This window comes from Streptomyces sp. NPDC050610 (assembly GCF_040654875.1).
Taxonomy (GTDB): domain Bacteria; phylum Actinomycetota; class Actinomycetes; order Streptomycetales; family Streptomycetaceae; genus Streptomyces.
On sequence record NZ_JBFAIV010000075.1, the window covers coordinates 1 to 10,898 of the forward strand.

The following is a 10,898-nucleotide window of genomic DNA, read 5'->3' on the forward strand; positions in this document are numbered from 1 at the left end:
ATGTTGTCCCAGTGATCCAGCACATCGACGAGATTCGCCAGGGCGTCGAAGGCGTGGCGGGGCTGGGTGCGTACGACGCGCTGGGCAACGATGTGGTCGGCCCAGGGGCGGCCGCGTTGGGTCGGGCCCAGTCGAAAGGATGCTTGACGTACTCGATCAACAGCGAGTGGGAGGCCGCGTCCAAAGCGGAATCGGGCGCCGCGCATGCGGAGAACGTCTGAGTACATGCGCTCCGCAGACCTGAGTAGGCGCCACCATGCCCGGGCGGCACGGGCGCTCCAGGATGTAGTCATGACCGCACCGGAGCCGCACCCCACCGCGCCCGCAGCAACCGACCCGTTCGCGCCGTCCACGTCAGCAATACGTGTCTTCGCCGGCCTCGGCCTCCTGCTGCTCGCCTTCGCCTACGGGGCGTTCCTCATCGTTGGGCTCCACCAGGCGTACAGCGGAGACGGCACGAGCGGACCCTTGACGGGCGCGGCCCAGGGGGCCATGGGGCTGTCTGCTGTCGTGGGGCTGCTCGCTCTGTGCCTGCCCGGGGATGTGGTGAGCCTCGCAGCGCGGCGGACGGCCGTCGGGTTGCAGTACGCGCTGGCGTTCGCCGGCCCCGTGCTGGCTGCCGTCGAGCTCTCCTAGCCAGCGTCAGCGAGGGCCCGGGCTGGCTCGCGGACACGACGATGGCTCCCACTGGAGGTGCCTGGGACCGCATCCGCGGCTACGTCGGCGGGCGCACCGGCATCGTGGTTGCAAGGTCATGGACTGAGTCCTCCTCACTGCACAGCACCACCGGACACTGGAGCCGAAGTCGAACCCGTGGGTATCGCCGGTCAGGCTCTCCCGTGCTCGCCTGCCGATCAACTGACCCACAGGGTGGGACGCGGCAGTGCCGACCACCTGTACGCGAAGTCCGTGGCCGGCACTGTGCCTGCCAGCGCCCGCAAGTCCGTGCCGGGGACGGCCTGCCGCCGCATGATGCCTAACCCAGGTGGTGTTGTGCCCAGTCGGTGATGCTGCTCAGCCGGACGGCGGCTTTGGTAGGCTCACCGGTGCGGGTGGGCTGGCCCACCTCGAAGTCGTGGCCGGTCAGGCCGCTTTCATTCTCCACGATGCGAGCGATGCGATAGGCCAACTCCATCACTTTCGACGCCGCCGGCCCCGAGTATCGGTAGGCGACCTCGATGTGGGCTGTGTCCCCGCAGTAGTCGAGTTGCACACGTCCCGGCGGGCCCACCGTCTCAAGCGTGAGGCTGTACAGGTACTCCTCGGACTCGACAAGCCCGACGTCCCGCGAGACCCGGCCCAGGATCCGCTCCCACTCGTTGCGCTGCGCGCCGGTGAGCCGGAGCAGCGGCAGGTCGGCATCGGGATCAAAGCCGGCGTTGAGGCGGTCGAGTGTTTCCTGAAGCGTCAGGCCCGGCTGCATCCGCACGAGCAGACTAGGGATTGCCGGCTCGGTGAGCCGGGCCGCCGGGAGCACTTCGAAGCCGCTCTGCGGCGCGACGACCCCTACGACACCACCACGGAAGCCCGCGGCGCGGGCATCTACGAGGCCCGGCAGGCCGAGGCCCATCTCGCCCTCGGCAACCTCGATGCAGCCGTGGAAGCCGCCGAGCGAGCCGTCCAGCACCTGGGTGGGACCGAGTCCGCACGCGGCACCAGTGCCCTCGCAAACTTGCGCCGACGACTCGCCGCCCATCGGCACGCCCGCCTCGTCACCGAGATCCTCGACCTCAGCGCATGACCGCACCCGGGGCGCTGTTGGGCGTCGCTCGACGGCCCGGTGCTCCTGGACTGGGAGGGGTGGGGGAGCGGGACGTTCCGGGCTACTTGGGCTACTCGCCCTGCGTTGTGGTCGTTTGGCGTGGGCCGGCGATGACTGCCGAGCGCAGTGCCCTGCGCAAGCTCGCCGTCGGCTGCCCCTCGACGACGGTGCAGTTCACACCGGCGCCCCGACCTGGGCCGCGGAGCGGTCTACGTGCCGTGCCGGCCTGCCTCGGCCGCAGCGGCAGGGGGCCTGGCCGCGGTCGCTCAGTCAGCCGTGCGTGCGGTATCTCTTGCCGCTCGCTGCCACGTATTGCGACCACGTGGCGACGTCCTTCGGGTCCGGCGCCTTGATCTTCGGGTCGGCGCCGTAGTCCGAGAACGTTTCGGTGATCCGCTCGTCGCCCTTGGCCGTCCTGCCCTTCTCCTCTTCCTTGGCGATGAACCCGTTCTCGTCGACCCAGACGTCGATCTCGGGCTTCTTCCTGCCGGCTTTGCCGCTTTGCAGGAGGTACAGGTCGCGGTAGTCCTTCGTCATGGCCGGACCCTCGTAGTTCTTCAGGTCGGCGAGAACGACCGTGCCGTGATAGTGGTCGGTGGCCCGGCCGCCCGTCGTTTCGCGGCCGACGTGCTTGAGGTCCTTGGAGGCGGCCAGCAGGGCACCGACCCACTTCTTCACGGAGCCGCCGACGCGTCGCCCGGCGTTCTCCTTGGGCGGCGTCGACGGCGAGGCGGTCGCCTGCTTCTTCGCCCCGGAGTCCGGCTCGTCCATGGTGAACCAGGACTTGCCCGGAACGTCCTTGGTGGCCATATACGATGTGCCGCCCACGGACAGCAGGTGGACCTCCGCCGACTTGATCTCGGTCGCCTCGGGCTCGTTCCGGAAGGCCATCTCGGTACGGGACTCCGGCTCACCGCCGGTCTTGGCGGTCTCGACGGTCCGGTACGAGTTCTGCCGAGCCATCTTCGCCAAGGCGGCCTTCAGCACGGCGGGCGCGGCGGCACGCTCGTCCGCCACTGCGCCGCCGGGACGGGCGGAAGAGCCGCTCTTGACGTCCGACGCCGTCGTGTCGTGGCCGCCACAGGCCGCCAGGCCCATGACCAGAGCGGCGCTGATGGCCGCCGTGACGCTCTTACGGGTCACCTTCACGGCTTTTGAAGTCCTTTGTCAGTTCTCGAACAAACAGAGGAAGACTATCCCTTCTGCCGTATCTGCCTCGAACCGCCTATCAGCAGGTCAGCTGTGCCGCTGCATTGGTTCGTGGCTGTGGCTACATCGCTCCGTGCCCACGCCGATGCTCGGGCAGCAGCGTCAAGTCCACCGGGGACTTCACCGCGCCGTCCGCACACAGCACCGCATCCACCAACTCGAACAGTTCGTCGCGCCGAGAGGTCAGACACTCGTAGGGCTCACCACGTCCCGCAGAACAACGTAGGGAAGCGTGACGCTTCCGAGAACGCTTCCCTCCGGACAGCATCAGGCAGCAGACTCACCTCACGGCCTTCGTTGTGGTCACGTGCACCTTGGTCGGAGCACATGATCAGACGAAGGCCGCCCCCGCGTCCGGCGAACCTCCAGGTGAGCGACCCAGTTCGAGACACCGTTCGAGGCCGGAAGAAAAAGAACAAGCTCAGGAAGGCCGCCACGCCCTGGCCCGGAAGATCTTCCATGGCCGGGCCGGGCAGCTTTACCAGCGCTACCAGGACGGGATGGAGGACCAGATCGGCGCGCTGGGCCTGGTCCTGAACGCGCTGGTGCTGTTCAACACCCGCTACATGGACGCCGCCGTGAACCAGTTGCGTACGGACGGCTTCGAGGTCCGCGACGAGGACGTGGCCCGGCTCTCGCCGTTCGTGCGTCACCACGTCAACGTGCTGGGCCGGTACTCCTTCCAGCTCCCCGACCTGCCCGGCGGGCTGCGGCCCCTTTGCGACAAGCACGCCGCCGACGACGAGTGAGTCTCGCTCGCACTGCCGCCGGGGCCGCGGGGCGGGGGTCAGTTTCCGGCGGCGCGCGAGCCCTTCGCCGCGGCGGACTGCGCGCGGGCTGGGAATCCGGTCTGCGCCGTCCGGCTGCCCGGGTTCTTCGCACTGGCGGACTGCACCCGCGAGGCCGCCTGCGGCGTCATGGACGCCCGCCGGCTGCCGGTGCCTCTGCCACTGTTCTTCCCCATGCCGATCGCCTCCTCTTCCAGCATGGGCAGAGCCGGCCCTGGCTGCCACCGGGTCTTCCCGGGCACTTGCTCGTTGACCAGCACGGACGGCGCTATGAAGCAGGGAGTGGGAGATGACGACAGCGGTCGCCCCGGAGGTCCGGGCCGCGCAGCGGCGGATCGTCGGCACCATCAACGCCTCCGGGAGGCTGAACGCCGACGGGCTGGCGATGTGGCGGGAGGTCAACTGCGGCGAGTGGAAGGCCGCCGCTGCCGAGCTCAGCGCCGACCTGGACCTGCTCCAGGTCCCGCACACCGTCGTGACCGCTTTCCGCTTCCTGCTCGCCGCCTCCTACAGCAAGGCGATGCGCGAGGGCGAGGAGGTCCGCATCCTGCGCAAGGACCTGGGCCACCTGGTGCCGTGGATGCCGTCGCTGGAGCAGGTGATCGCCGACATCCCCGAGGACGCCCCGCGCTGGGACTTGACCGTGTTCCAGCCCCGGGCCGACGGGATGGTCATCGCCAAGCTGGCCCTGTCGGCGGAGTGGCCCTCCTGGTCGAAGAAGCAGGCCCGCGCCGCCCGGCTGGTCTGTGCGGAGTGCGACTACGACCTGCGCGACCAGGCCGAGGGCCGGGCGCCGTTTGACGTGAGGCTGCCCGAGCAGCCCAAGCGGCGACGGCTGGTGTGCGGGAAGTGCTGCAACGACGGCATCGACGAGATGGAGCGCCTGGCCGCGCTCGCCGGAAAGTCGTCATGACGACCGCCGAGCCGGGCACGGACCGGCTGCTGGTCACGGAAGTGGTGGGGCTGCTGAGCGACGCCGAGCACTACAACTCCCGCCGCTCCACGACGGACAGCCGCCTGGACTGCCTGGAGCGCCGGGCGGCGCTGCTGCACCGGCTCGTCGACGCCGTCGGTGACGAGTCCTCCCGCTACCTCGCTCAGGACGCCGAGGACCGCGCCGAGAACGTACGGGCCAGAGCCGAGGCCATGGCGCGGGAGTGCGGCGATCCGCCGCCCGCACCGCGCCGGCCGCGGTGAGCGCTCAGGCGCCGAGGAAGAGCTGAGGCAGCCCGGCCACCATCTCCAGCGCCGCCGCGTAGTTGGTCCGGGCCTACTTCACCAGCTTCACGTCCGCGACCAGCTCCGGATACAGCTCGCGGGCGCCCTTGCCCCGCTTCTCGTACACGGCCCGCAGATCCTTCTCCGCTTCCTTGACGCCGGGGTGGCCCGGCCACCGCTCGCGGGCGGACCGGAGCCGGTTGGCCTCTTTCGAGCAGGTCAGATAGACCTTGACGCCTTCGATCCGCGTCACCAGCTCGCCTTCCGGCACGTAGCTGAAGACCTTGCCCTGGAAGAAGTCGGCGGCTCCCAGATGGGTTTCCAGCAGGCACGCGTCCAAGAACTCCGTGCCCACCTTCGAGCGCGGCTGGTAGCCGCCGTCCTGGAGGTTCCAGGGCGCGTCCTCCCGCCGCTTCAGTGCCACCCAGACGAACAGCTCGCCGTCGTGCTCGTGCAGGACGTGCCAGTGCGGCTTGCGCCGGGCGTCGTGGCAGCACTTCGGGTCCACGACACGGCCCCAGGGGCGGCCCACCACCTCGCAGTCGCGCTCGGACAGCAAGGAGCGCTGCGGCAGCTGACTGTAGACCCCCTTCGGCATCCGCTTGCCGTTCACCGACAGGGTCTTGATCGTGACGGACGACTCCGCGATTCCCAGTTCCACAACCGGATCAACGCCCCCGTCCCCACCAGGAGGCGGGCCGCCGGGCCGGGCCGCCCATTCGGCCCAGGTCGGTGACTCAGCGCCGGGCGTCGTCGGGCGCGAGGAGGCTGGTCAGCTCCGAGATCGCCTCGTGGGACGGCTTGAAGTACTGGCGGACGTTCTCCGGCTTCTTGTGCCGCGACTTCGCCATCAGCATCAGCAGGGAGGCGCCCTGCACACCGAGCTCGGTCAGCCCCGAATGGCGGTACTCATGCAGGTCCCAGCCGGTCCCTGGCCCGCGTACGGCGGTGTGCTCGTCCAGCAGAGCGCGGGCCTGACCGTACGACAGCCGCGCCAGCCCCGTGTCGGGGCAGACGTCGCGGGCGCTGAGGACCTTGCCGGGGCGGGGGCGGCGGTGGGTGACGAACACCGGCCCGCGGGGGCGGCCCTTGATCAGCCGGGGCAGGAGCCGGGCGGTGCCGGCGTCCCAATACACGGTCTCCAGCGCGAAGTCCTCCCGCGCGCGGGCGCCTCGACGCCGCGCGGGGCGCCCTTCGTCTTCACCGGGGCCCGGCGGCCGGCCAGGTCCAGCTCCTCGATGTTGACGTCCAGGATCTCCTCAGAGCGCGCGCAGGTCTCGTAGAGCATCCGCCACAGGGTCTTCTCCCGCAGGTGGACGTCGCGGCGGGCGATGAGCCGGTCGACCGCCAGCTTCGAGCGGGCCGGGGTGTCGGAGTCCGGCGGCGGCATCCGCTTCGTCCAGGCCGGCACCGTCGGCCCGTCGTAGCCGCGCTCGGTACACCAGCTCGTCCAGGACAGCACCGCGCCGCGGTGCAGGGGCGCCGCAACCGGAACCTCCCACGCCAGAGCTGGCTCGGGCCTTTAACATGGGGCGTTGAAAGCTCAAAATAGGGGAGGAAATCGGATGAAAGGGAAAATTCCCTATCAGGGATGGCGAAGCCGTGAGGTGGAGATCAATCACATCCCCGGGCAGCCAACGCTTGTGGAAATACGCTCCCTGGGGTGGACCAGCTCATTCTTTGCATCCGGGGTCACCAAAACGCCAGAACGTGAAGTGCGAGGCCCTCTGGCGGTACCGACGCGGGGGAGGAAGCCATACCGATTTCTACTTGAGCCGAAATACACCCACGTCCATGTCGAACGGAAGGCCGGCGCGGAGAGTGGAGGTGGAATCTCTCGCTGGCGCCTGCGCGCATTGCCGGCCAACACGGCGCGAACACTGTCAGGCACCATCAAAGGCGAAGCCGCAGATGTACTGCAGTGCCCTGCGGGGATTCATTCCATCGGGTATTCATTCGATCGGCGAACCGCAGATCAGGGAGTAGATGTTGTCCACATTTCATGGACCGGGGAAAAGGTCACAGAGCTGCTGGATTCCGGATTCATTCGGGGAGCCTTGAGAATCCCTGGACCCGGGTATATACAGATCAGTACGGTCGGCCCGTGGGAAATATCGACATAACATAACGTCGGCAGGGCAAGCCGATCCGTCCATCATTCGGTGGGCGGATCTTTTCATGCCTGCGATATCCCTGGTCCTCTACCGTGGGCTTATGGCTCAGGAGATTCGCGTCGTGCTCAGTGACGAGGCGTATGAGCAGCTTCGGCGGTCTGCGCAGCAACAGCCCCTCGATGCTGCTGCGTATGCGAGCAGGGTTCTCACCATGGAGTTCGTGCGGCAGCGCTTCCTCGGCGCGGCGCAGCGGTACGTCGAGGAGTTTGGGCCGGCGTTCGCGGAACGGTTCGGCACTGGCTCGGGGGCTGGGTGCGATCCTGCCTGAACTGGTAGCCCGGTACGACGCCGTCCGTCGGTCTCATCGCGCCTTCGATAGGTACCAGCGGTGCGGAGTGGGCGGCGGTCGAGCAGGTGGCGAAGGCCCCGTCCTCATCGCCCCTATGAGGGGTACCAACAGGACGCCGCCCTGGCCGCCACGAAGCTCTACGCCTCGTGCGGTCGCCGCTTCCAGCAGTGGCCAGCCATCGACCTCCGCCACCCACCGCTTCGCCGGTTGCCACCCACGCGCTGACGCCGCATCGAGCAGGGCCCGGACGACACCCGGTTCGTGCAGGTTCACGCAGCCGCTCCGGACATCCCCCACGTCCCCGGAGCCCGAGAGAAACCCGCCCGGGATGTAGTGGCCCGGACCTTCGGCGAAGACGATGCGCAGCGGGCCGCCGGTGCCGACCGGCTGCGGGTACAGCGTGAGGGTTTCTCGGCAGCCCGTGCCCCCGCCGTCGAGCCCGTGGTGGTTGTGACGCAGCGTCCACAGGTACACGCGTCCGGCGGCGACCAGCCGGCGGGGCTTCTTCGGCTTGCGGGGCATGGAGCCGAGGGTACGCGGGCCGGCCCATAAGACACTCCAGCGCCCTCCTGCCGATCCAGGGGCACGACAACCGGCGGTCGCCCTCCCTCGCCCGGTCCTGAACGGGCAGACGCTCGCGGCTGTTCCGTGCAGTGGGAGTACCTCTTCCTCCACTCGGTGGCGGGCGTCGCTGGTAGGAGCGACGAGAGAGGCAAGATCGGGTCTGGTCGGCATCGACGCGGGCCAGAAGCATCACTGGGCAGTGGTGCTCGATGCGACGCAGGGGTTGAAGGAGGTCGACAAGGACGAGTCGGCGATCCTGACCGCCGTGGCGAGATGTTCGGCCTAGTCGGGCTCCTTGGGGTGCTGCCTCTGTTCGCCCCGGTGGAGCCGTCCATCCTTGATCGTCAGATGGCGCGATATCGCAACTCAGATTTGGATGTCCTTAGGCCAGGACTGCAAACATTATCGGAATCATTCCAAGTGCTGTACAGAAAATTATCGCCTTCCCGTGCGTGAATCTTGGATACTCATCTCCCACAAACACGAGATGAGCCGACCGCGGATCGTAGGTTATCCGTACCTCTTCCCCGACTCTGAGGCGTTTGGTTTGCTTGGCGCTGAGCAGGACATACCCATCTTCTCCCGCGACAGGCTTGCGTCGAAGCAAGTGCGAATATTCCTGCTTCGACAATTTTTCCACGCTTTTGCAGCGAGCAGAAACGGTCACCTGCCTCCTGTAGGACAAGGTGTTGGAAACACCGAGAGCCACTCCCAGGGCCAGCCAGCCGGCGCCCGTAAGGAAAGCTATCCAGCGACCAGCCTCCGAAATATCCGGCAGGGCGAGTTCAATCATGAAATGCCAACTCTCTAAGGAGATAGGTCAAAATATGGGGGCAGTATAAGCTTCCTTGAGGCAAGTGCGGACAGGGCATTGCGACCCGGCCCGCACTCGTGTGCAAGGTGTGCGGTTTCCGGTGCCGGACCGAGGCCCTGACCGTGGAGGCCGGATTGATCGCGGCCGCCTGGTCTGCCGACCTGACCGACCAGGGCGACATCGCCGCTGTCACCGCCCATGTCCGGGCGGCGGTGGAGCGCGAGATCGCCGAGGCCCGTACCGAGTACCTGCGGGCCAGGTGGTTCCGGAGTACCGGCGGACCGCGCTGGCGATGCTGGGCCGGACTGAGGAGGCCGAAACGGAGGCGCGGCGCGCGTATAGGGCCGAGCAGAAGCGCCGCTGGTACCAGCACAACCCGCACGGCGCGGACGCAATCGCGGCGGCGACGAAGGCCGCCGATGCGGCGAGGGGGCGCACCGCGCAGTACCTGCTCGCGGCGCGGCTGGAGCAGCTGCGCGAGCAGGCCGCCGCCAGGGCCGGGCAGGCCGCGGCCGACGCAACCGCAGCAGGCGACCACCAACTGGTTGGCCGCCCACATCGTCCGGTACGACAACACGTCTACGAATGGCCGCAGCTTGTGAGTCAGGCCCGAAACCGAGACGAAAATCGATGCCCTGTTCCAGACCGAGCCCGTAATACTCCTGCTCATGGCCTTGACCCAGCAGCTAGCCCGTGTGTCCCCGCAGTACCTCGAACGGTGCCGCGAGGCGGCCACAGTTTCACCAGATGGGGACCCCCAATGGGATCCGCCTGAAGACGACACCCTGGATCTGGACTGGGCGATCTGGGAACTCCTGTGGTTCTACCGGCGGATGCAGCCCGATGCGAGCCAGATCCCCGTCCTTGAGCAGGCCATCAACGGGGATCCTGACGGCAGCGTCTCCTTCCTCGATCATCCCGAGGTCTACGACGGCTTCGATGCCCCTCCCGCCCTCCTCACCCCGGCAGCAGTGAGTCAAGTAGCCCGCGACCTTGCCGTCATGGGTATCGCTCCTCTGCTTGAGACTCTCCCCGCATACCGCGAAGCTGGCGGATTCTCAGGGTTCACCGGAGAACCACGCGAGTACCTCGCCAACCACTTCGCTCTCCTCCAGAGCTTCTATAGCGCTGCTAGCGAGCGAGAGATGGCTGTGGTGACCTGGGCCGACTGACTCACACCTACCTCAGCGCACGAGCCAGGGCGCCAACACGACATCACTAAACGTCACAGATCAGCGGTTCTGACACAGGCACTTGGTCGCGGCCCGGAGGGGTACCAACCCGCGTCCACCTCCGGCCCGCCATGCCGACCGCCGCGTCCTCATCGCCCCTACGAGGGGTACCAACGAGGGTCCGGGCGGGTGGTCGGCACGCGGACGCGCGGCGGTCCTCATCGCCCCTACTGTCCTCTGACATCGAACCTGGACCGATTGCCAACGAAGTTGGACCGCAGCACGGTTGGTCGCGCGGGTCTCCTAACCTGGCTGGATGATCGTCGATGACACTTCTGACGGACTGACCGTTCGCGTGGGAGTCCCGGGGGAGCAAGCAGTCCACCTGCTCTTTTCCGAACCCACGCGGCCCTACGGAGATGAGCCGACCCTCGACTTCATCGTCCGGGCCCGTAGCCGATGGGTAAGCATCGAGACTTCGGTACGGACCTGGGACGGCGACGGCGTCGACTCCTTCCTCTCCTCTCTGGCGGAGGACTTCCGCGGCTGGGAGGGAACACGAACCTGGCACTCCCTCGAATACGACCTGACCCTTTCGGCGGAACACCGATCTGGCGGCCACGTTCATTTGACCTGGGGTATCCACGACCGGCGGCCCGCCGAGGAATGGCACTTCGAAACCACCACGGTGCACGCAGCCGGCGAGGATATGCAGCGTCTTGCCGAAGAGATCCATGCGCTGCTCACCACCGAGGCCGAATAGCCGGAACACCGGGCTGCCACGCGAGCTGGTCTAGCAGCCGGCTCAACTTCACTGAGAAACCGCCATCGTGGTCTTTGCTGGTCAGTAGGGCTGGTGTGATGTCTCGTAGGGGCGCTCGTGCTGGTTGGGGTGGAGATCGGTAGCA

13 protein-coding genes and 3 pseudogenes are annotated in these 10,898 nt (G+C 67.5%); 8 read left to right on the top strand and 8 right to left on the bottom strand.

The window, feature by feature from the left end; all coding sequences use genetic code 11:
• The coding region (locus tag AB0I22_RS39190; RefSeq protein WP_363135819.1) for a hypothetical protein at positions 1-221 on the top strand (221 nt) is incomplete at its 5' end.
• Between the two features lie 70 nt (positions 222-291).
• Positions 292-636 (top strand): hypothetical protein, encoded by a 345-nt coding sequence (locus AB0I22_RS39195; RefSeq protein WP_363135820.1) that lies wholly within the window; start codon positions 292-294, stop codon positions 634-636.
• 340 nt (positions 637-976) lie between these two features.
• On the opposite strand, the gene AB0I22_RS39200 is transcribed toward AB0I22_RS39195, so the two are convergent.
• From AB0I22_RS39200 to AB0I22_RS39210, 3 genes and pseudogenes are all read right to left on the bottom strand, one after another.
• The gene (locus AB0I22_RS39200; protein ID WP_363135821.1) at positions 977-1,696 is read right to left on the bottom strand and encodes a hypothetical protein; all 720 of its coding nucleotides are present in this window, start codon (positions 1,694-1,696) and stop codon (positions 977-979) included.
• 336 nt (positions 1,697-2,032) lie between these two features.
• Positions 2,033-2,911 carry a hypothetical protein gene (locus AB0I22_RS39205; protein WP_363135822.1) on the bottom strand — a complete coding sequence of 293 codons (879 nt, stop codon included), beginning with the start codon at positions 2,909-2,911 and terminating at the stop codon, positions 2,033-2,035.
• Between the two features lie 124 nt (positions 2,912-3,035).
• Positions 3,036-3,255 (bottom strand): annotated as a pseudogene (locus AB0I22_RS39210) (transposase); the annotation flags it as partial.
• A 141-nt stretch (positions 3,256-3,396) separates the two neighbouring features.
• Between AB0I22_RS39210 and AB0I22_RS39215 the strand changes: the two are divergent.
• Positions 3,397-3,720, top strand: a pseudogene (locus AB0I22_RS39215) (Tn3 family transposase); the annotation flags it as partial.
• Between the two features lie 38 nt (positions 3,721-3,758).
• On the opposite strand, the gene AB0I22_RS39220 reads toward AB0I22_RS39215, so the two are convergent.
• On the bottom strand, positions 3,759-3,935 hold the full coding sequence (locus AB0I22_RS39220; RefSeq protein WP_363135823.1) for a hypothetical protein: 177 nt from the start codon (positions 3,933-3,935) through the stop codon (positions 3,759-3,761).
• Between the two features lie 113 nt (positions 3,936-4,048).
• On the opposite strand from AB0I22_RS39220, the gene AB0I22_RS39225 reads away from it, so the two are divergent.
• Together AB0I22_RS39225 and AB0I22_RS39230 are read left to right on the top strand one after the other, a co-directional pair.
• Positions 4,049-4,672, top strand: a complete 624-nt coding sequence (locus AB0I22_RS39225) for a hypothetical protein (protein WP_363135824.1) — start codon at positions 4,049-4,051, stop codon at positions 4,670-4,672.
• Positions 4,669-4,956 carry a hypothetical protein gene (locus AB0I22_RS39230; protein ID WP_363135825.1) on the top strand — a complete coding sequence of 96 codons (288 nt, stop codon included), beginning with the start codon at positions 4,669-4,671 and terminating at the stop codon, positions 4,954-4,956. Before AB0I22_RS39225 ends, AB0I22_RS39230 begins: the two co-directional genes overlap by 4 nt.
• Before the next feature lie 73 nt (positions 4,957-5,029).
• On the opposite strand, the gene AB0I22_RS39235 is transcribed toward AB0I22_RS39230, so the two are convergent.
• Both AB0I22_RS39235 and AB0I22_RS39240 read right to left on the bottom strand, forming a co-directional pair.
• Entirely contained in the window at positions 5,030-5,638 is a 609-nt protein-coding gene (locus AB0I22_RS39235) for a hypothetical protein (protein ID WP_363135826.1), read from the bottom strand.
• Positions 5,639-5,714: 76 nt separating this feature from the next.
• A pseudogene (locus tag AB0I22_RS39240) lies at positions 5,715-6,448 on the bottom strand (site-specific integrase); the annotation flags it as partial.
• 743 nt (positions 6,449-7,191) lie between these two features.
• Here AB0I22_RS39240 and AB0I22_RS39245 point away from each other — a divergent pair.
• A complete protein-coding gene (locus AB0I22_RS39245; protein WP_363135827.1) occupies positions 7,192-7,419 on the top strand; it encodes a hypothetical protein in 228 nt (75 codons plus the stop codon).
• Between the two features lie 33 nt (positions 7,420-7,452).
• Here the strand turns inward: AB0I22_RS39245 and AB0I22_RS39250 are convergent, their stop codons facing one another.
• Both AB0I22_RS39250 and AB0I22_RS39255 read right to left on the bottom strand, forming a co-directional pair.
• A complete protein-coding gene (locus tag AB0I22_RS39250; RefSeq protein WP_363135828.1) occupies positions 7,453-7,962 on the bottom strand; it encodes a hypothetical protein in 510 nt (169 codons plus the stop codon).
• Between the two features lie 424 nt (positions 7,963-8,386).
• The gene (locus AB0I22_RS39255; RefSeq protein WP_363135829.1) at positions 8,387-8,797 is read right to left on the bottom strand and encodes a hypothetical protein; all 411 of its coding nucleotides are present in this window, start codon (positions 8,795-8,797) and stop codon (positions 8,387-8,389) included.
• A 689-nt stretch (positions 8,798-9,486) separates the two neighbouring features.
• Here AB0I22_RS39255 and AB0I22_RS39260 point away from each other — a divergent pair.
• Complete coding sequence (locus AB0I22_RS39260) at positions 9,487-9,990, top strand: DUF1877 family protein (protein ID WP_363135830.1); 504 nt, start codon at positions 9,487-9,489, stop codon at positions 9,988-9,990.
• A 316-nt stretch (positions 9,991-10,306) separates the two neighbouring features.
• On the top strand, positions 10,307-10,753 hold the full coding sequence (locus AB0I22_RS39265; RefSeq protein WP_363135831.1) for a DUF6228 family protein: 447 nt from the start codon (positions 10,307-10,309) through the stop codon (positions 10,751-10,753).
• Positions 10,754-10,898 lie beyond the last annotated feature (145 nt).

Excerpts from the sequence above, each read along its gene's own strand:
- AB0I22_RS39195 (WP_363135820.1), top strand. The coding sequence starts at position 292 with ATGACCGCACCGGAGCCGCACCCCACCGCGCCCGCAGCAACCGACCCG.
- AB0I22_RS39200 (WP_363135821.1), bottom strand. The coding sequence starts at position 1,696 with ATGGGCGGCGAGTCGTCGGCGCAAGTTTGCGAGGGCACTGGTGCCGCG.
- AB0I22_RS39220 (WP_363135823.1), bottom strand. The coding sequence starts at position 3,935 with ATGGGGAAGAACAGTGGCAGAGGCACCGGCAGCCGGCGGGCGTCCATG.
- AB0I22_RS39225 (WP_363135824.1), top strand. The coding sequence starts at position 4,049 with ATGACGACAGCGGTCGCCCCGGAGGTCCGGGCCGCGCAGCGGCGGATC.
- AB0I22_RS39230 (WP_363135825.1), top strand. The coding sequence starts at position 4,669 with ATGACGACCGCCGAGCCGGGCACGGACCGGCTGCTGGTCACGGAAGTG.
- AB0I22_RS39245 (WP_363135827.1), top strand. The coding sequence starts at position 7,192 with ATGGCTCAGGAGATTCGCGTCGTGCTCAGTGACGAGGCGTATGAGCAG.
- AB0I22_RS39250 (WP_363135828.1), bottom strand. The coding sequence starts at position 7,962 with ATGCCCCGCAAGCCGAAGAAGCCCCGCCGGCTGGTCGCCGCCGGACGC.
- AB0I22_RS39255 (WP_363135829.1), bottom strand. The coding sequence starts at position 8,797 with ATGATTGAACTCGCCCTGCCGGATATTTCGGAGGCTGGTCGCTGGATA.
- AB0I22_RS39260 (WP_363135830.1), top strand. The coding sequence starts at position 9,487 with ATGGCCTTGACCCAGCAGCTAGCCCGTGTGTCCCCGCAGTACCTCGAA.
- AB0I22_RS39265 (WP_363135831.1), top strand. The coding sequence starts at position 10,307 with ATGATCGTCGATGACACTTCTGACGGACTGACCGTTCGCGTGGGAGTC.